Source organism: Pseudomonas sp. DG56-2 (genome assembly GCF_004803755.1).
GTDB classification, from domain to species: Bacteria; Pseudomonadota; Gammaproteobacteria; order Pseudomonadales; family Pseudomonadaceae; genus Aquipseudomonas; species Aquipseudomonas auratipiscis.
In genome coordinates this window covers 4,614,819-4,634,970 of record NZ_CP032311.1, presented here as the reverse complement: position 1 = coordinate 4,634,970, position 20,152 = coordinate 4,614,819, and the positions used below count along the sequence as shown (strand labels likewise).

Genomic DNA, 20,152 nt, shown 5'->3' with positions numbered 1-20,152 from the left:
TTCCGATTTTGTCTTTTGCCTTCGAGTTGTCATGCCCGCACTAGAGCATCCTCTGATAGACCAGTTCCTCGATGCCCTGTGGCTGGAGAAGGGCCTGTCCGACAATACCCGCGACGCTTATCGAAGTGACCTGGCCTTGTTCAATGGCTGGCTCCAGGAGCAAGGCGTCGCGTTGCCCGCTGCTGGTCGTGAGTTGATTCTCGATCATCTGGCCTGGCGCCTGGATCAAGGCTACAAGCCTCGTTCTACTGCACGTTTTCTCTCCGGTGTGCGTGGCTTTTATCGTTATTTGCTCAGGGAAAAGCTGATCGGCATCGATCCAACCCTGCAGGTCGACATGCCCCAGTTGGGACGGCCATTGCCCAAGTCTTTGTCCGAGGACGACGTGGAGGCGTTGCTACAAGCGCCGGACCTGAGCGAGCCGATTGGTCAGCGCGACCGGGCAATGCTGGAGGTTCTCTATGCTTGTGGTTTGCGTGTAACCGAACTGGTGAGCCTGACCCTGGACCAGGTCAATCTACGCCAGGGCGTATTGCGCGTGATGGGTAAAGGCAGCAAGGAGCGCCTGGTGCCGATGGGGGAAGAGGCGGTGGTGTGGATCGAGCGCTACCTGCGCGATGGGCGCATCGAAATGCTCGGCGGTCGCCCAAGCGATGTGTTGTTTCCCAGCCTGCGTGGCGAGCAGATGACCCGGCAGACCTTCTGGCACCGCATCAAGCACCAGGCTCAGGTCGCCGGCATCGGTAAAAGCCTTTCGCCGCATACCTTGCGCCATGCTTTTGCCACTCATTTACTCAATCACGGCGCCGACCTGCGTGTGGTGCAGATGTTGCTCGGACACAGCGACCTGTCCACCACGCAAATCTATACCCATGTGGCCCGTGCGCGATTGCAGGAGTTGCATGCGCGCCATCATCCACGTGGCTGAGTGCACCGCGCATGTGTCGCCTGGGGGCGGTCTGCGCGGGGATGTTGTGGTAGGCTTGGACGGTTTGCATCAAGGGCCGTTCGACCGCCGTTATTTCAAGACGCGCGTTGCTCACCGGCTCTTTGCCCGCCTTCAGGAGTTCCCATGCGCGTGACCCAGATTATCGCCACCGCCGCCCTGGCGTTGGTCAGTACTTTTGCTGCTGCTACCGATACCGCCGAGCAGACGATCCGCAAGACCCTGCAAACCCTGGAGTTGGGCTTGCCGGTTGAAAGTGTTGCCTCCAGCCCGTTGAACGGCCTTTACGAAGTGAAGCTGCAGGGCGGTCGGGTACTGTACGCCAGCCCCGACGGCCAGTTCGTCATGCAGGGCTATCTCTACCAGATCCAGGACGGTAAGCCGGTCAACCTGACTGAAAAAACCGAGCGTCAGGCCATCGCCAAGACCATCAATGCTATTCCAGCCGCAGAGATGGTGGTTTATCCTGCCAAGGGCGAAACCAAATCGCACATCACTGTGTTTACCGACACTACCTGCCCGTACTGCCACAAGCTGCATGCCGAAGTTCCCGAGTTAAACCGCCGCGGTATTGAAGTGCGCTATGTAGCCTTCCCGCGTCAGGGTCTCGGCTCCGCGGGCGATGAACAACTGCAAGCCGTCTGGTGCTCCAGCGACCGCAAGGGCGCTCTGGACAAGATGATCGACGGCAAAGAAATCAAAGCTGCCAAATGTGCCAATCCGGTCAGCAAACAGTTCCAGTTGGGCCAGTCCATTGGTGTCAACGGTACCCCGGCCATCGTTCTTGAAGACGGCCAGGTAATCCCGGGTTATCAACCGGCACCACAGGTAGCCAAGCTGGCATTGGCCGGCGGTAAATAATTCAACAAGCGAGCCGTCACCATGGGGAGACGGCTGATATCACGGACGGCTTAGCGCCGTTCGTTCAATGGGGAGTTCACAGTGAAACCGGTCAAAGTAGGCATCTGTGGGTTGGGGACCGTCGGTGGCGGTACCTTCAATGTACTTCAGCGTAACGCCGAGGAAATCGCCCGTCGTGCCGGGCGTGGTATCGAAGTGGCGCAGATTGCCATGCGTTCGCCAAACCCGAATTGCCAGATTACCGGTACCCCCATTACCGCTGATGTATTCGAGGTCGCAACGAACCCGGAAATCGACATTGTCATCGAGCTGATTGGCGGCTACACCATTGCCCGTGATCTGGTGCTCAAGGCGATCGATAACGGCAAGCATGTTGTCACCGCCAACAAGGCGCTGATTGCCGAGCATGGCAATGAAATCTTCGCCAAGGCACGCGAAAAGGGCGTTATCGTTGCCTTCGAAGCAGCCGTAGCCGGTGGCATTCCCGTGATCAAGGCAATTCGTGAAGGACTGTCGGCCAACCGCATCAACTGGGTAGCGGGGATCATCAACGGTACCGGCAACTTCATTCTCACCGAGATGCGTGAGAAAGGCCGTGCCTTCCCTGACGTGTTGGCCGAAGCCCAGGCCCTGGGCTATGCCGAAGCCGACCCAACCTTTGACGTCGAAGGTATCGATGCTGCGCACAAGCTCACCATCCTGGCTTCCATTGCCTTTGGTATTCCGCTGCAGTTCGACAAGGCCTACACCGAAGGCATCACCAAGCTGACGACTGCCGATGTGAACTACGCAGAAGCGCTTGGCTACCGTATCAAGCACCTGGGCGTTGCCCGCAGCACTGCCAACGGCATCGAGCTGCGCGTACACCCCACGCTGATTCCATCCGATCGCCTGATTGCCAACGTCAATGGCGTAATGAACGCTGTCATGGTCAACGGCGATGCCGCTGGCTCCACCTTGTTTTACGGCGCTGGCGCTGGCATGGAACCTACCGCATCCTCGGTGGTGGCCGACCTGGTCGATGTGGTCCGGGCCATGACCTCCGATCCGGAGAATCGCGTGCCGCACCTGGCCTTCCAGCCGGACTCGCTGTCGGACCACCCGATCCTGCCGATCGAAGCCTGCGAATCAGCGTATTACCTGCGTATCCAGGCCAAGGATCACCCAGGCGTACTCGCCCAGGTGGCCAGCATCTTGTCTGAGCGGGGCATCAACATCGAATCGATCATGCAGAAGGAAGTCGAGGAACAAGACGGCCTGGTGCCGATGATCCTGCTTACCCATAGCGTGGTCGAGCAACGCATGAACGATGCGATCACCGCCCTGGAAGCGTTGCAGGACGTGGTCGGCAACGTGGTACGTATCCGCGTCGAACAACTCAGTTAACTTTAGTTGCAAGTCATAGGCTGCAAGCGGCAGGCAGGGAGCAACGCGCTCCTGCTTGAAGCTTGAAGCCTGAAGCTTGAAGCCCAAACCGAAGGTTTGTCCTTATGCGTTATATCAGTACTCGCGGCCAGGCACCGGCCCTGAATTTCGAAGATGTGCTGTTGGCTGGTCTGGCCAGTGATGGCGGCTTGTATGTGCCGGAAAACCTTCCACGGTTCACCCAGGAAGAGATCGCTTCCTGGGCTGGCCTGCCGTATCACGAGCTGGCTTTTCGGGTGATGCGCCCGTTCGTCACCGGCAGCATTGCCGATGCCGACTTCAAGAAGATCCTCGAAGAAACCTATGGCGAGTTCGCTCACGCCGCTGTCGCCCCCCTGCGTCAATTGGGCAGCAACGAATGGGTATTGGAGCTGTTCCACGGCCCGACCCTGGCCTTCAAGGACTTTGCCCTGCAACTGCTGGGGCGCCTTCTTGATCACGTACTGGTCAAGCGCGGCGAGCGCGTAGTGATCCTTGGCGCTACCAGTGGTGACACCGGTTCGGCTGCGATCGAAGGCTGCCGTCGCTGCGACAACGTCGATATTTTCATTCTGCATCCGCATCAACGTGTCTCCGAGGTTCAGCGTCGGCAGATGACCACCATCTTCGGCGAGAACATCCACAACTTTGCCATCGAAGGCAACTTCGACGACTGCCAGGAAATGGTCAAGGCCAGCTTCGCTGACCAGAGCTTCCTCAAGGGTACCCGCCTGGTGGCGGTAAACTCGATCAACTGGGCACGCATCATGGCCCAGATCGTTTACTACTTCCATGCGGCCCTGCAACTGGGTGGCCCGGCGCGTTCGGTTGCATTCTCGGTGCCGACCGGCAACTTCGGTGACATCTTCGCCGGTTACCTGGCGCGTAACATGGGTCTGCCGATCAGCCAACTGATCGTCGCCACCAACCGCAATGACATCCTGCACCGCTTCATGAGTGGCAACCAGTACGTCAAGGAAACCCTGCACGCGACCCTGTCGCCGTCGATGGACATCATGGTTTCGTCCAACTTCGAACGCCTGTTGTTCGATCTGCATGGTCGTAACGGTGCAGCAATTGCCGACCTGATGGACAACTTCAAACAAGGTGGCGGCTTCAGCGTTGAACAGGATCGCTGGACCGAGGCGCGCAAATTGTTCGACTCGCTGGCTGTCGATGATGCGCAAACCTGCGAAACCATTGCCGAAGTCTTTGCCCAGACCGGTGAAGTACTCGACCCGCATACCGCAATCGGGGTCAAGGCAGCACGCGAATGCCGGCGCAGCCTGGACACGCCGATGGTGGTGCTCGGTACTGCCCACCCGGTCAAGTTCCCCGAGGCCGTCGAGAAAGCTGGCGTGGGTAAAGCGCTTGAGCTGCCAGCGCACCTGAACGATCTGTTCTCGCGGGAAGAGCGCTGCACGGTTCTGGCCAACGACTTGAAGGCTGTTCACGCGTTCGTCGCGCAGCATGGCAATCGCGGCAAACCGTTGTGATCATCCGATAGATACCCAGAAAAGCCCGTCTCTGACGGGTTTTTTTTTACTGGCCTGGGCCAGGCAAGAGCGACGAGGAACCGATGAGCAAGTGGCAGCAACGATCAATAGGGCTGGTAATTGCCTGCCTGTTGTGGGCCTGCGCAGGTGCATGGGCATTGGCTGCACAGCTACCTTTCACCTTGGTGCCCCCGTTCATCAGCCTCCAGCCGATGCCGTTGAATCAGGTCGAACGCCAGTGGCTTGGACCTTCACGAGTGTTACGGGTGGGCATTTCCTTTGCCGACTACGAACCTGTCGACATAACTATCGACCGTAACCGCTATCAGGGTATCAGTGCCGATTACTTGAGCCTGGTCGCGGCCCGCCTGGGAGTGCAGACTCAGGTTCTGGCGTTTGCCAGACGCGAGGAAGCAATCAAGGCGCTGCAGGAAGGCGAAATCGATGTGCTGACCAGCGCCAACGGATTCGAGCGCAGTGTGCCTGACCTGGTGTTTACCCGTGACTACATTCCGGACCGCTCCATGGTCGTGGTGCGCGGCGGTGCGCCGGTTCCACAAGCGTCACTGGCTGGGAAAAAAATCGCATTGCTCGATGGCTATGCCGATTTCCAGCAAATGCAGCGAGATTACCCTCAGAGCAAGGTAATCCTTGCACCCACCCTCAGCAGCGCGCTGGAAGCGCTGCGCCAGGGTGAGGTCGATGCGTTCATTGGTAACGAGGTCATCATTCGTGCCTATAACGGCTTGCGACCCTATCTCGGGTTGCAGGTGGTGGGCCCCAGTGCCTTGCCGCCGATAGGCTTTGCCTTTGCCATGCGCGCTGAGGATCGCACCTTGCGTGACGTGTTTGACCGCGCCTTGATCAGCATCGATGATTCGATTCGCGGTGAAATTCTTGCGCGCTGGACCTCGGGGCTGGGATCGGATGTAGCCCACAATCGGATCGAATTGACCGAACAGGAGCGTCAATGGATTACCCAGCATCCCACAGTGGCTGTGGTAGGCATTCAGTATCCGCCTTACCTGTTTCGCAATCGTCAGGGCGACTGGGTGGGTCTGAATAGCGATGTGCTGGCAACTATTGCGCAATTGACCGGCCTACAATTTCGCTTCACCGCTTCGACGTCCATCGCCCACAGTTTGGCATTGCTCAAGAGCGGCGAGGCAGACATGAGCACCACACTCAGTGACTCACCTGAGCGACGTGCGTTTCTTGACTTCAGCCATACCCTGGGTGGGCAGAGCTGGGTGTTTATTGTTCGCCAGCCTGACCTCGGTCCGGCTTCGCTGAACGAGCTGTCAGGACAAACGCTAGCGCTGCCAGCCAAGCATGCGCTGGAAAGCAGTATTCGTCAGTCTCATCCCGACATCCGCCTGTTGCTGGTGGACTCGCTGGAGCAAGCGCGGGAAAAGGTTCGCCGAGGCGAGGCCGTCGCGACCATCGACAGCGAAGTCGGTGCTTACATGGAGCTCAGTGACGATCCGACAATCAAGGTTGGCCGTGGCGTTGAGGGACAATGGGCGCCCGACCACTTTTCGGTGCGACGTAGCGCGCCGGAGCTCCTGAGTATTCTCAATAAAGCGCTGGAAGCCTTTCCGGTTGCCGAGCTTCGGGCATTGCGGATGCGATGGCTGGGGGCGCAGGCACCCCCAGCGTCGGCCTGGCGACGCATCGCACCTTGGGTTTATTGGGCTGTTGGCGCCGCAGTGCTGTTGGGTTTGGTGTCGCTGCTTTGGAGCAGTCGCTTGCGTGCCCAGATCCGCCAACGAGAGAAGGCGGAGGAGGCGCTGAACGATCAACTGGCCTTCAAGCGCGCGTTGCTCGACGGCATTCCCAATCCCATCTATGTGCGGGATTTAGAAGGGCGCTTGATCACCTGTAACAAAAGCTACGAACAGGCGTTCTCGTTGCGCCTGGAAGACGTCAAGGGGCGTCGCCTCACTGATATCGCAATGATTCCACCTGAGCTTGCAGATGAACTTCATGCTGACTACATAAAGTTGTTACAGGACTCTAAGCCGTTATTCGTCGATCGGCGCATCGAGTTGGACGGACAGTGTACTGAGGCCTATCAATGGACAGTGCCTTTCTACCGCGCTGACGGGCAGTTGCAGGGTTTGCTGGGGGGCTGGATCGACATCACCAAGCGTAAGCAACTGGAGGCCGACCTGATGCAGGCGCGCCAGCAGGCGGAACAAGCCAATCAGGCCAAAAGTACGTTTCTGGCGACGATGAGCCATGAGATTCGCACGCCCATTGCCGTGATCGTCGGCTTATTGGAACTGGAGCGGGAAACCGCTCTAGTCCAAGGCAAAGCGCCGTCGTCAGGGCTGGAGATGGCGTACCGAACGGCGAACGAGTTGATTGCCTTGATTGGCGACAGTTTGGATCTGGCCCGTATCGAGGCCGGTAGTTTGCAATTGGCACCGCAGGCAACCGCTCTGCTCCCTTTCGTTGAAGACATTGTCAGCCAGTTTCGAAACCAGGCTCAAACGCAAGGCTTGCACCTGCAATTGCAGGTTGCCGACGACGCACATGGCACGTATTGGTTCGATCCGTTGCGACTGCGCCAAGTACTGGTCAATTTGCTGGCTAATGCCCTCAAGTTTACTCATCTGGGCCGAGTGAGCCTGCAGGTAAGTCGCACCGGGGAAGATTCGCCAGCGGGTGTCGGGCTGCTTTTGAGCGTGTGCGACACGGGTATTGGCATCAGCGCCAAGCAGCAGTCAGAACTGTTCACCCCATTTGCCCAGGCCAATGCGCGCCTGGCTGCCGAGTACGGTGGGTCTGGCCTGGGGCTTAGTATCTGTCGGCAACTTGTGGAACTGATGGACGGTACCATCATCTTGCACAGCAATCCGGGCGAGGGGACCGAAGTACGGGTGACACTGACCCTTGAACCGCTGGTGCAGGCGCCGGTTGAAGCCACGGCAGTGGTTACGCTTCGCCAGGAAAGCCCGGTAAGGCGCATCCTGGTGGTTGACGACCTGTCTGCCAATCGCCTGGTTCTCAGCCAGCAACTGGCGTTTCTCGGGCATCAGGTGCAGGCGGTGAAAAATGGTCAGGAGGCGTTGGATGCCTGGCAAGCAGATCACTTCGATCTGGTAATGACAGATTGCAACATGCCAGTGATGAGTGGCTATGCCTTGGCCCGTAGTATTCGTCAGTTGGAAGGACGTATGCAGCGTTCGCCCACAGCCATAATCGGCTGCACCGCCAATGCCATGAAAGAGGAGCGCGAGCGCTGCCTGGCAGCGGGAATGGACGAACTGCTGGTCAAGCCGGTGTCCCTCAACCATCTGGCGGCCATGATCGAGGAGCAGGCGCCGGTGTGCAGCTTCCGCATGCAACTACTCCAACAAATGACTCAAGCCAATCACCAGGTGATGCGACGCATGCTGGAGGAGCTTAATAAAAATCTGATTGAGGAGCAGGGGTTGCTCGGCGAAGCAGCCGCGAGCCAGGCCGTGGGCGCTATCCGGATCTCCCTGCATCGGCTCGAGGGCATTGCTTGCTTGGTTGATGCAGTGCAGTTGGCGCAAGCGTGTTCTGCCTTGAGTCGAGCGTGTGCTGAAGGAAGCCCAGGCGCCTTGAATGGCGCGTGGGAGGAGATGAAGCGCGTGTTGTCGCAGCTCAACCGAGATATCGATAAGGAATTAGCGAAAATTCCGGTCCAACTTTAGGACTTGTCCGATAGGTTGCGGAGGGGTTCTTTCCTAAAGTGTCGCTCGCACATGTTTGCAGACGCGGGTAAGACTCATGCACTCACTCAAGGTTCTGATTCTAGAAGATCATCCTTTCCAACTTATGGCGTTGCATCAGATGCTCAATGCCATCGGCGTGTTTGACGTACTGACCGCTGACTCGGTTGAGGTCGCCCGGCAGACCCTGGCGCGTCGCGGTCGCGTTGACATTGCCATCTGTGACCTGCAGATGGACGGGCAAGATGGCCTGGCGTTGATCCGCCATCTGGCGGAAAACAATCTGGCCGCAGCGTTGATCATTCTCAGCAGCGCCGAGGCCTGTGTTATCGACAGTGTCGGCGTGCTGGCTCGGCAACTTGGACTGAAGGTGCTGGGTTGCCTGCAGAAACCGGCCAACAGCGTTGTCTTGAACCAGTTGTTCCGCCGCTACCTGGAGCAGGTTCAGGTCGAGCCCAGCCCTACCAGGCCGGTATTACAGTTGGAACTGTCGGAAGTCACTGCGGCTGAGTTGGCGCAGAGTAAAGATCAGTGGACCGTTCACTATCAGCCCAAGGTCTGCTTCGATGGCAAGCTGGTGGGCGTCGAGGCTTTGGTGCGATGGCAGCATCCTAGGCTGGGTATTTTGTCGCCCGCGCAGTTTTTTCCGCTTATCGAGCGCACTGACTTGTTCGATACCCTGTGTTGGCATGTTCTCGATCAAGCCCTGGCACTGAGTGCGCAGCATCAGGCCTGCGCGGGTAAGGCATTGCCGGTAGCGGTAAATATCGCTCCCGATCTATTGGTTCGAGATGATTTTCACGACCAGGTGAAGTCAGCGCTGGATCGTCACGAAGCTCCAGCAAGCGCGTTGACCCTGGAAATCGTCGAAACCGCCGGCAGTGCATTGGATAACCAACAGCTCGAAGGGTTGCTGCGCTTGCGGATTCTGGGTTGTCAGTTGTCTATCGATGATTTCGGTACGGGCGTTTCCAATGTCCAGCGATTGCTGGAGCTGCCGTTCAGTGAGTTGAAACTGCCGAGCGAGTTCGTTCGCGGCATGGCCCACGACGGGCGCAAGGCTGCGGTGGTGGCTGGCGCCCTGATGATGGCGCGGCGCATGAACTTGAATGTAGTGGTTGAAGGCGTGGAAACCGCTGACGATCTGCTGGCACTCAAGGACCTTGGGCAACCGGTCATGCAGGGGTATTTCATCGCCCGCCCCATGCCCGAGGCCGAGCTGCAGCAATGGATGGATGAACGTACGCGATTCAACCGCCAGGCCATTGCCTGAGGCACTGTTCAGGTCAGGCCATTTTCCTGCAGATAAAGGTAAAGCGCCGCATCGTTGCTTACGCCTAGCTTGCGCATGGCGCTGACCTTCTGGGAACTGACAGTCTGCTTGCTGCGACTGAGCAGTGCCGCAATCTGGTTCACCGTGTGACCAGCGGCAAGCAACCGGGTGACTTCAAGTTCTTTGGGGGAAAGTGGATCTTTGTCCGCCATCCTGTCTTCGCGTACTGCACCGTCCTGCATTAGCAGATGCTGGACTGAAGCAGCCAGATAAACCTTGCCCCGCGACATGCTGCCAATCGCTTGGGGAAGTTCGTCAGCCAGGCTGGCCTTGCTCAAAAGGCCGCTCACACCCAAGCCGAGCATCGCTCTGAACAGTCCGGCATTGTTGAGCATGGTCACCACCAGGATCGGCAACTGCGGGTGCTGTCGGCGAATCTGCTCGAGTAGTTTCAGACCATCGTTCTGCTGGTCCACCGGCATCATGAAGTCGGTTACCAGTATGTCGCATTCCACGGCCTGCAGATGAGTCATGAGTTCCAGTGGGCTTGCTGCCTGGGCGACCACTTTTACGTTGGGTATCTGTTCAAGGACGGCCTGTAGCCCGATGCGAAAGATCGGATGATCGTCTGCCAGGACGATACGCAAGGGCGACTGTGCAGAGGTGCTCAAATTGCGGCTCCGGTAGACCAATGGAAAGACTCGGGCTGTCTGTGAATGAACCTTTGCCCCGCTAGGTAATCAGAACGTGTAAGGCCAGTTGAATGGCATTTTGCTCCGATGTCTTTCAACTGTCGCTAAAAGTCCTACGGGGCTTTTGTTTAACCCTGAGCGGTCTCCCCAACGTTCGGGGTTTCTTTTTGCCTGCTCATTGGGGGTCGACGAAGAACCGCCGACTGTCTTCGAGGTAGTGCTCGCGTAGCTCCGGATCCAGCCACTGGGCATACAGATTGGGCAGGGTGTCGCGACGCAAGCTGTCGAGCAGTTGATTGATATGGCTGACGGCCTCGCGTCCCTGGGGGGTATCGGCACAGCCCACGTGAATGAACTGATAGCGTGCCACACCTTGGATGGGGTAGAAGTCGTAGTCGGCTACGGTCCACCCTTGTTGCTTGATCAGGTAGCGAACCTCCGGCCAATAGCCGAGCAACAGTTGCAGGCGTTCGCGCTTTTGCATCTGTAGCAGGTTGGTAACGGCATCATTGCCGAAATGACGACTGAGGGTTGCCGATGGCACTGTTTTGAGCAAAGTGTCGACTGAAGGGCTGTAACTGCGTTCTGCAACTACTCCCAGTTTGAGTTCGGTGTCTTCGAGCAATTTGCGCAGGTCGATCTCACCCTTGTTCAGAAAAGGGGTAAGCAGTTGCTGGTCCTTCTGTCGGACCACCAGGCCACTGCTGAGTACGCCCAGGCTGGGTTGCGAGAAGTGTATGTACTTGGCTCGTTCAGGGGTCCAGAGCAGCATCGGGTCGCAGGTGAAGCGTCCCTCCTGCAGCATCTGGTTACCGCGAGCGCGGTTGACCCGAAGAATACTGTGATCGTACTCAGGCATTTTTTCGATCAGCATCGGCAGCAGTTGATCGACGATACCCTGACCTTTGCTCGAGCCCTCGAAGACGGTCAGCGGCGGTAGATCACGCAGCAGCCAGACAAGATGTTCCTTGGCCCAGGCCGCACCCGGAATGCCGGCCCCCATCAGGGTACAGAAGGCCCATACCAGCAGCGTACGACAGCGTTGTTGCCTGCGTCGGGTCATATACGAGTCTCCACCGTCGGGCTGCTCACCGGGCCAGGCGCAATGTTTACACCGCGCCTTGCTGACGCAGACGAGCAATCTCTGCCCCGTCGTAACCCAGCTCACCTAGCAATTGCTCGGTATGTGCGCCTAGTTCCGGCCCCACCCATTCGCTGGAGCCTGGCGTCTGCGACAGCTTGGGCACGATGCCGGGCATCTTGAATGGCTTGCCGTCCGGCAGCTTGGCTTGCAGGAACATCTCCCGAGCGAGGAACTGCGGGTCACTGAACATATCTTCGGCACTGAAGATTCGACTGGCCGGCACTTGGGCGTCGTTGAGCAGTTGCATCAGCGCATCCAACGGCAACGTGCGGGCCCAGCGATCGATGACGCCATAGAGTTCATCGCGGCGCAGGTCACGCCCGTCGTTGCTGGCCAAGGTCGGATCGTCGGCAAGATCCTGGCGCCCGATGGCTTGCATGAAACGCTTGAAAATCGCATCGCCGTTGGCCCCGATCTGTACATGCTTGCCATCGGCACTGGTATGGATCGAGGAGGGGGTAATGCCCGGCATGATGTTGCCGGTACGTTCGCGAATAAAACCAAACACGTCGAACTCGGGCACCATGCTTTCCATCATCGCGAAAATGGCTTCATACAGCGCCACATCCACCACTTGGCCTTCTCCGCCGTTGACTTCGCGATGACGTAGCGCCATCAGCGCGCCGATCACCCCCCAGAGCGCGGCAATCGAGTCGCCAATGGAGATGCCGGTCCGTACCGGCGGACGGTCGTCGAAACCGGTGATATAGCGCAGGCCACCCATGGATTCACCGACCGCACCAAAGCCGGGCTGATCTTTCATTGGGCCGGTCTGGCCGAAACCTGAAAGCCGCACCATGACCAGTTTCGGATTCAGGGCGTGCAGTGTGTCCCAGCCCAGTCCGAGCTTTTCCAGCACACCGGGGCGGAAGTTTTCGATAAGGATGTCGGCTTCGGACAACAGCTTCTTGAGAATTTCGATGCCTTCGGCATGCTTGAGGTTGAGCGTCAGAGACTGTTTGTTCCGCGCCTGCACAAACCACCACAGCGAGGTGCCTTCATACAACTTGCGCCACTTGCGCAAAGGGTCACCGCCATCGGGTGACTCGACCTTGATGACCTGGGCGCCAAACTCGGCGCAGATGCGCGAGGCAAACGGGCCGGCGATCAAGGTGCCGAGTTCGATGACTTTGAGGCCGGCGAGGGGTTTGCTGGGCGTAGGCATGGGGCGTCCGTAGCAACTGGTCAGAACCCCCGTTTTTATCATAGCTGGGCGCGCTCAGATACTGCCGCGGCGCAAGGAACATGCGGATCGGTTAGACTGGGCGACTTTCCCTGTCGCAAGAAGCCCCGTCCATGGCCCAGCCGTCCACTACCTACAAATTTGAACTGAACCTCACCGACCTCGACCGCGGCGTGTACGAAAGCGTAAAGCAGACCATCGCCCGTCATCCGTCGGAAACCGAGGAGCGTATGGCCGTTCGGTTGCTGGCCTATGCCCTGTGGTACAACGAACAGCTGTCGTTCGGGCGGGGTCTTTCAGATGTGGATGAAGCAGCCCTGTGGGAAAAAAGCCTGGACGATCGCATCCTGCACTGGATCGAAGTAGGGCAGCCGGACGCTGACCGCCTGACCTGGTGTTCGCGTCGTACCGAACGCACCAGCCTGCTGGCCTATGGCAGCCTGCGGGTGTGGGAGACCAAGGTACTCCCGGCTGTCAAAAACCTGAAGAACGTGAATATTGCAGCGGTACCGCAGGAGGTTCTCGAGACCCTGGCCACCGACATGCCGCGGGCGATCAAGTGGGACGTAATGATTAGCGAAGGCACGGTGTTCGTTACCGATGACCGTGGCCAGCACGAAGTCCAGCTGCAGTGGCTGCTTGGCGAGCGCGGCTGATTTTTTCCCTTCATCCATAGAGAAGCTTTTACTGCCCCATGCGCATCGAATCGCGTCCCCTGCCAGTTAATTTGCCGTTCCTTGGCGACTTGCCGCCGCTGTTGACCCGCTTGTACGCCGCCCGTGGCGTACAAAGTGCGGCCGAACTGGACAAAAGCCTGGCGCGACTGCTGCCTTATCAGCAACTCAAGGGCATTGGGGCGGCAGTAGACCTGCTGGTAGAAGCCCTGGCTCAGCGCCAGCGTATCCTGATTGTTGGCGACTTCGACGCCGATGGTGCCACGGCCAGCACGGTAGGGGTGCTGGGCTTGCGCTTGCTGGGAGCGGCCCATGTCGATTATCTGGTGCCCAATCGCTTCGAGTATGGCTATGGACTTACCCCTGAAATCGTCGAAGTTGCGCTGCAGCGCCAGCCGCAACTGCTGATTACCGTGGATAACGGCATCTCCAGTGTGGAAGGAGTGGCCGCGGCCAAGGCGGCCGGCCTGAAAGTGTTGGTGACCGATCACCATTTGCCGGGCCATGACCTGCCCGCCGCCGATGCCATCGTCAATCCAAACCAGCCGGGTTGCGAGTTCCCGAGCAAGGCGCTTGCCGGAGTCGGGGTTATTTTCTATGTGCTGATGGCCTTGCGCGCTCGTTTGCGCAGCCTTGGCCATTACGACAATGCAGCACAACCGAATATTGGCGAATTGCTCGATCTGGTGGCGCTGGGTAGCGTTGCCGACGTCGTGCCGCTGGATGCCAACAACCGTATCCTGATTCATCAGGGGCTTGAGCGGATCAGGGCGGGGCGGGCACGACCGGGGCTCAAGGCCATCCTGGAGGTCGCCCGACGTGATCATGCGCGGATCACGTCCACTGACCTTGGTTTCATTCTCGGCCCGCGCCTGAACGCAGCCGGTCGTCTGGATGACATGAGCCTGGGTATCGAATGCTTGCTCAGCGACGATCCAAATCTGGCACGTGAGATGGCTGGGCAGCTCGATGAGTTGAACCAGGACCGCAAATCCATTGAGCAGGGCATGCAGCGCGAGGCACTCGCTCAGCTCAAGGACCTGCCGCTGGAATCCATGCCTTTCGGCTTGTGCCTGTTCGAAGCGGATTGGCACCAGGGCGTGATCGGTATTCTTGCTTCGCGCCTCAAGGAACGCTATCACCGTCCTACCATTGCTTTTGCCGATGCCGGCGAGGGCATGCTCAAAGGCTCGGCCCGTTCGGTGCCAGGCTTTCACATTCGTGACGCACTGGATGCAGTGGCCGCTCGTCATCCGCAACTGATCAGCAAATTCGGTGGTCATGCCATGGCCGCGGGTCTGTCGTTGCCCGGCGAAAACTTCCCGGCCTTTGCCCAGGCATTCGACGAAGAAGTTCGCCGGCAACTGTGCGAGGACGATTTGACCGGTCGCCTGCTTTCCGATGGCACCCTGGCCGTCGAGGAATTTCATCTGGAACTGGCCCGTGCCCTGCGTCATGCCGGGCCATGGGGACAACATTTTCCCGAGCCGCTGTTTCATGGGGTATTCCAGTTGGTCGAGCAGCGGGTGGTCGGTGAGCGACACCTGAAAGTAGTGCTCAAAAGCGAGTGTGGTTCGGTGAAGCTCGACGGCATCGCGTTCGGCGTGGACCGTGATGTCTGGCCCAATCCAACGGTGCGCTGGGTCGAGCTGGCCTTCAAACTCGACGTCAACGAGTTTCGCGGGCAGGAAAGTGTGCAATTGATGATCGCTCATATGGAGCCACGCTGAACCCTAGGATCAAAGTGGTCTAGGCTCAGAATGATTGGTCGATGAACCTGCGGGGAAGATTCTGTGGTCGACCGGTCAACCATCTGGAGCCTTACCACTTGATTTGAGAGGTGCCCCATGAGCCTGCTGCTTGATCCCTACACCCTGCGTCACCTGACCTTGCCCAACCGAATTGCAGTTTCACCCATGTGCCAGTATTCCAGTGTCGATGGCCTGGCCAATGATTGGCACCTGGTCCATCTGGGTAGCCGGGCGGTGGGGGGCGCTGGGCTGATTTTTACCGAAGCAACAGCCGTTACTGCTGACGGACGAATCACCGCCCAGGATCTGGGGTTGTGGGACGATGCGCAGATCCCGCCGTTGCAGCGCATTACCCGCTTCATTACCGCCCAGGGCGCCGTGCCGGGCATTCAACTGGCTCATGCCGGGCGCAAGGCCAGTACCTATCGACCCTGGCTTGGCAAGCATGGCAGCGTCAAGGTGGAGGAGGGCGGCTGGATCCCCATGGGACCGTCGAAAATCGCCTTTGATCCGCAGCACACTGCGCCCGTGGAAATGACTCAGGAGCAGATCGACGAGACCATCCAGGCCTTTGCGGACGCAGCCAGGCGCGCGCTGGAGGCGGGCTTCAAAGTGGTCGAGGTGCATGCCGCGCATGGTTATCTGCTGCATCAGTTTCTTTCACCGTTGAGCAATCAGCGCCGCGACGACTATGGCAGCAGTTTCGAAAATCGCATTCGCTTGACCTTGCAAGTGACCGAAGCGGTTCGGGAAGTGTGGCCAGAGGAATTGCCGTTGTTCGTGCGCCTGTCGGCTACCGACTGGGTGGAGGATGGCTGGAACCCGGATGAAACCGTAGAGCTGGCCAAGCGCTTGAGAAAGCTGGGGGTGGACCTGATCGATGTGTCATCGGGCGGCACCTCGGTCAACGCCGAGATCCCTACAGGTCCTGGGTATCAGACGCAATTTGCTGCGAAAGTGCGCGAGGAGTCAGGCATTGCCACGGGGACGGTTGGGATGATTACCGATCCCATGCAGGCTGAAACTATCCTGCGCACGGCCCAGGCCGATATCATTTTCCTGGCCCGGGAACTGCTGCGCGATCCGTACTGGCCGTTGCATGCGGATGATGATCTGGGGGGGAATCGGGCGACCTGGCCGGCACAGTATCAGCGTGCCACCAGTCGGGCTAATCCCATTCATGAGTCTGATTTGCGTGACTGAATTGGGGGGCAAGCTTGCTGTCATTGACTGGCTTTCAGCAGAGCGTATGTGATCGGGGCGAGCTTTTTGGCGATCCAGTTTTGTCGCAAGTGCAGCCGGTGGTGGTGGTGGGCTTGTGATGAGGCTCTTCGATTTGGGGCTGATCCGTTTGCGCGGGTGGCGCTTAGTCACCTTTGCGCCCTTACGGCGCCTTACTTTGGCAGTCGCCCCAAAGTAAGCAAAGGGCTTGCCCCACCAGGGGCCCTACGCTGCGCTTCGGGTCCCCTCGCTACGGTGTCGCTACAGGGCATTGCGATCTACGCGTTGCAAGCAACACTACGATTCGCAACTTCGGCCAAGGCCGAAGGCGCTGCGCGCTAGCCCTTTCGCAACACCTTCACTCGGCCCTTCTGGTTAACGGGGCAGGTGGATCAAGATCAAAAGCAGGTCAAAAGCAGGTCAGAAGCAGATCAAGAGCAGGTTGAATTGCCTTCCTTCAGTGAAGGGCTTGGCCGGTGATACGCGTCTAAGCTTGCTCGCCAACCGCCCGCCACGCCTCGTCGATTGCAGCATGGGCATAGGCGCTCCAGGCGGCATCGGAGTTGGCGATGCTGACCTTGCCCAGCGGTTTGCGTGCCAGTTCTATCCATTGCTCTGTCTGCTCGGCATTGTCGTAGAGGGTGTTGGTGAAACAGGCGTAGCCATGTGGCCAACGGTTGACGGTGATCGCCAGGATGTCCTGGTTGTGATCGAAGCCGCCTGGCCCGAGCATGCGTTGCAGTTGGTCGCGCAGTTGGCTTTCCAGCGCTTCGAACGGGGTGCCGTACAACCTGCCACGCCCAGCGCGAGCCTGGTCGCGGCTGTTCATGCCGCTGTCCGGGCTGGTGGGCACATAGACCATGTGCAGGCCGATTGGCTGCGCCGGATCACGGGGATGCTCATAACCGCCCATGCTTACCGGGTAGTCCAGCTTGATCCGGCTATAGGGTTGGGTGGCGGCGTAGATTTCATGCACGCCGAGTTTCTCGAAGGCATGCCAGTTGCGCACGATGACCTTGGTGTAGACCAGGGGAAATTTTACATTCTGGCTCAGCGCAAACGCTTGTTCGGCCGAGAGGTCGCGCAACAGGTATGGGATCATCATGTTGTAGCAAGCCAGGATGCAGTGCTTGCCACGCACTTGGGCCAGCTTGCCATCCCGGCTGTAGCCGATGTTCACGCCGCCATCGACGTTGCGCACGCTGACTGCGGTACTGTTCAGGCGCAGGCGTACCGGGTGCGCCGCACGGTCGAGTTGGCTGTAGTCGAAGTTGGCCAGAACGATATCATTCATGTCCTTGCCCGCTGCCACGTCTGGAATCAGGCTACGCACCAATAGACGCGCCAGCGAAGCATTGCCATCAGGGAAGTGGTAGATGTAGGGCTCCTCCATCTCCGCCTGGGCTTCTTCACTGATAGGCTCAAGGTTCATTGCCCCAAACCCGGGGAAGCCAACGTAGTAGGCATCGGCAGCGGCCACGGCATCGATACTCAGCGCCATGAAATCGTTGCTGCGGCCCTGGAAGTACTTAACCGCCGTTGGCGACAGGCCGACATCCTTGAGCAGGAAGTCCTGGTAGCTGGTGCGTTCCAGGTAGGCGGTCTTGTCCTTCAGCGACTTGCCCGCCAGGTAATCCCTGGGGGCTTCATGCAGGTCGATCAGCGCCGTGCGGTCGCTCTCGGGCAAAGGGAAATCGTTGATGAAGGCGCGGATTGGACGAGCGTTCAGGCGTTCAGGAGCAATATCGTCTGCGACCATTGGCGTTGGGTCACCGCTGACCAGTTTGTCTTCGCCGAAATTCTCCTTGTCGAAAAATACCCCGCGAGACAGGCCCAGATCCGGGTAGAAGTTGCGGTCAAAAGCGCTTTCAAAGCGCTTGATATCGACGCCAAGCTTTTTCAGCAGTCCGTTGACTTCGGGGCTGTACAGATGATTGGGTGACTGGAACGCCTCGCTGCCGCCGTAGCCGATAATCATCCGGCCATCGACGCTGAATTCGTTGCGCTTGGCATGGCCGCCAAAATCATCGTGGTTTTCGATAATGAGGATTTTTGCCGTGGGATGCCTTTCTCGATAGAAGTACGCCGCCGAGAGCCCGCTGATGCCAGCACCCACCACTACCAGGTCATACTCCTCGCTGATCGGCAGCGCGTCGGTTGCAAAACGCTTTTTCTCCCAGCCCATCTGGTGAGCCACCTCGAACGCGCCAACATGGCTGCCCCGCAGCCCGGTCAAGGCGGGTGGGTAATAGCGCTCGCTCTGGGCAGCTTGCAGCAGTTGCAGGGGCGTCAGGCCCGCCGCAATGCCGATAGCGACGCCATTGATGAAGTCGCGTCGGGTAATTTCCATGGGTTTCCTTACCTTAATGTTTGAACATCACATGCCGAACGCAGGTGTAGTCTTCCAGTCCGTACATGGACATATCCTTGCCGTACCCCGACAGTTTTTGCCCACCGTGGGGCATTTCACTGACCAGCATAAAGTGCGTGTTGACCCAGGTACAACCGTACTGCAGTCGTGCCGAAACCCGGTGGGCGCGCCCTACATCCTGGGTCCATAGCGAAGAGGCGAGGCCGTAGTCGGAGTCATTGGCCCACGCCAGGGCCTGGGTTTCGTCGTCAAAGCGAGTGACCGAGACCACCGGCCCGAAGACTTCGCGCCGGACGATTTCGTCATCCTGCTGCACATCGGCCAGTACAGTGGGCTCGAAAAAGAAGCCGTCACCCGCCACGGCCTTGCCGCCTGTTACCAGACGTACATGCGGCTGGGCGACAGCGCGCTCGACCATGGCAGCGACTCGATCACGGTGCTGGGCGGTAATCAGCGGCCCGAGTTCGGTCTGTGGATCGTTCTGCAGGCCATGCTTGATACTGGCTACGGCGTTGCCGAGCTTTTCCACGAATTGTTCGTAGATGCCGCTCTGCGCATAAATCCGGCAGGCTGCCGTGCAGTCCTGGCCAGCATTGTAGAAACCGAAGGTGCGGATGCCTTCGACGGCGGCGTCAATATCGGCATCGTCGAAGATGATCACCGGGGCCTTGCCGCCGAGCTCCATGTGCATGCGTTTTACACTTTCTGCCGTGCTGGCAATGATGTTGGCGCCGGTGGCTATGGAACCGGTCAGCGATACCATGCGCACCTTCGGGTGGCTGACCAGCGGTGTGCCGACGCTCGGCCCACGGCCAAAAAGAATATTCAGCACGCCAGCGGGGAACAGATCGGCAGCCAGCTGTGCCAGGCGCAAAGCGGTCAGCGGTGTTTGCTCCGAAGGCTTGAGCACCACGGTATTGCCTGCCGCCAGGGCCGGGGCGATTTTCCACGCTACCATCATCAATGGGTAGTTCCACGGTGCGATGGAGGCGACCACGCCGAGTGGGTCGCGACGAATCATCGAGGTATGCCCTGACAGATATTCCCCCGCGGCCGATCCTCCCAGGCAACGGGTGGCGCCGGCAAAAAAGCGAAACACGTCGGCAATCGCCGGGATCTCGTCGTTGAGCGCGGCAGCGTAGGGCTTTCCGCAATTGTCCGACTCCAGGCGGGCCAATTCCTCGCCATGAGCCTCGATGCTGTCGGCCAGCTTCAGCAACAACAGCGAACGGTCCTTGGGCGTGGTCTGCGACCAGCTCTCGAAAGCATGATCGGCTGCGCGTACAGCGGCATCGACTTGAGCTTCGCTGGCTTCGTTGATTTCCACCAGGACGCTGCCCAACGCCGGGTTGAGGACTGCCAGCGCGTTACCTTCGCCAGCTACCAGTTGGCCGTTGATCAACAGTCGGGTTTGCATCGTAAAGTCCTCTTG

At 58.8% G+C, this 20,152-nt stretch carries 14 protein-coding genes; 9 read left to right on the top strand and 5 right to left on the bottom strand.

Annotated features, from left to right (window positions below; all coding sequences use genetic code 11):
* The first annotated feature begins 31 nt into the window (after positions 1-31).
* From xerD to D3Z90_RS21250, 6 genes are all read left to right on the top strand, one after another.
* The gene (gene xerD / locus D3Z90_RS21275) at positions 32-928 is read left to right on the top strand and encodes a site-specific tyrosine recombinase XerD (RefSeq protein WP_136477886.1); all 897 of its coding nucleotides are present in this window, start codon (positions 32-34) and stop codon (positions 926-928) included.
* A gap of 144 nt (positions 929-1,072) precedes the next feature.
* The gene (gene dsbC / locus D3Z90_RS21270; protein ID WP_136477885.1) at positions 1,073-1,807 is read left to right on the top strand and encodes a bifunctional protein-disulfide isomerase/oxidoreductase DsbC; all 735 of its coding nucleotides are present in this window, start codon (positions 1,073-1,075) and stop codon (positions 1,805-1,807) included.
* An 81-nt stretch (positions 1,808-1,888) separates the two neighbouring features.
* Positions 1,889-3,193 (top strand): homoserine dehydrogenase, encoded by a 1,305-nt coding sequence (locus tag D3Z90_RS21265; protein ID WP_136477884.1) that lies wholly within the window; start codon positions 1,889-1,891, stop codon positions 3,191-3,193.
* A 104-nt stretch (positions 3,194-3,297) separates the two neighbouring features.
* Positions 3,298-4,707, top strand: coding sequence for a threonine synthase (gene thrC, locus D3Z90_RS21260; RefSeq protein ID WP_136477883.1), 1,410 nt, complete (start codon positions 3,298-3,300; stop codon positions 4,705-4,707).
* An 83-nt stretch (positions 4,708-4,790) separates the two neighbouring features.
* On the top strand, positions 4,791-8,393 hold the full coding sequence (locus D3Z90_RS21255; RefSeq protein WP_256658266.1) for a transporter substrate-binding domain-containing protein: 3,603 nt from the start codon (positions 4,791-4,793) through the stop codon (positions 8,391-8,393).
* 76 nt (positions 8,394-8,469) lie between these two features.
* The gene (locus D3Z90_RS21250; protein WP_136477882.1) at positions 8,470-9,684 is read left to right on the top strand and encodes an EAL domain-containing protein; all 1,215 of its coding nucleotides are present in this window, start codon (positions 8,470-8,472) and stop codon (positions 9,682-9,684) included.
* 8 nt (positions 9,685-9,692) lie between these two features.
* Here D3Z90_RS21250 and D3Z90_RS21245 read toward each other — a convergent pair whose 3' ends face one another.
* From D3Z90_RS21245 to D3Z90_RS21235, 3 genes are all read right to left on the bottom strand, one after another.
* Positions 9,693-10,355, bottom strand: a complete 663-nt coding sequence (locus tag D3Z90_RS21245) for a response regulator transcription factor (protein ID WP_136477881.1) — start codon at positions 10,353-10,355, stop codon at positions 9,693-9,695.
* A 196-nt stretch (positions 10,356-10,551) separates the two neighbouring features.
* Positions 10,552-11,439 carry a TIGR02285 family protein gene (locus tag D3Z90_RS21240; protein WP_371922218.1) on the bottom strand — a complete coding sequence of 296 codons (888 nt, stop codon included), beginning with the start codon at positions 11,437-11,439 and terminating at the stop codon, positions 10,552-10,554.
* Between the two features lie 46 nt (positions 11,440-11,485).
* The gene (locus D3Z90_RS21235; RefSeq protein WP_136477880.1) at positions 11,486-12,685 is read right to left on the bottom strand and encodes a CaiB/BaiF CoA-transferase family protein; all 1,200 of its coding nucleotides are present in this window, start codon (positions 12,683-12,685) and stop codon (positions 11,486-11,488) included.
* 131 nt (positions 12,686-12,816) lie between these two features.
* Here D3Z90_RS21235 and D3Z90_RS21230 point away from each other — a divergent pair, with 131 nt between their 5' ends.
* From D3Z90_RS21230 to D3Z90_RS21220, 3 genes are all read left to right on the top strand, one after another.
* Positions 12,817-13,359, top strand: coding sequence for a YaeQ family protein (locus tag D3Z90_RS21230; protein ID WP_136477879.1), 543 nt, complete (start codon positions 12,817-12,819; stop codon positions 13,357-13,359).
* A gap of 38 nt (positions 13,360-13,397) precedes the next feature.
* Entirely contained in the window at positions 13,398-15,107 is a 1,710-nt protein-coding gene (recJ, locus tag D3Z90_RS21225) for a single-stranded-DNA-specific exonuclease RecJ (RefSeq protein WP_136477878.1), read from the top strand.
* A gap of 117 nt (positions 15,108-15,224) precedes the next feature.
* On the top strand, positions 15,225-16,331 hold the full coding sequence (locus D3Z90_RS21220) for an NADH:flavin oxidoreductase/NADH oxidase (RefSeq protein WP_136477877.1): 1,107 nt from the start codon (positions 15,225-15,227) through the stop codon (positions 16,329-16,331).
* A 505-nt stretch (positions 16,332-16,836) separates the two neighbouring features.
* On the opposite strand, the gene D3Z90_RS21215 is transcribed toward D3Z90_RS21220, so the two are convergent.
* Together D3Z90_RS21215 and D3Z90_RS21210 are read right to left on the bottom strand one after the other, a co-directional pair.
* A complete protein-coding gene (locus tag D3Z90_RS21215; protein ID WP_136477876.1) occupies positions 16,837-18,699 on the bottom strand; it encodes an FAD/NAD(P)-binding protein in 1,863 nt (620 codons plus the stop codon).
* A 13-nt stretch (positions 18,700-18,712) separates the two neighbouring features.
* Entirely contained in the window at positions 18,713-20,137 is a 1,425-nt protein-coding gene (locus D3Z90_RS21210) for a gamma-aminobutyraldehyde dehydrogenase (protein ID WP_136477875.1), read from the bottom strand.
* Between the last annotated feature and the right edge of the window lie 15 nt (positions 20,138-20,152).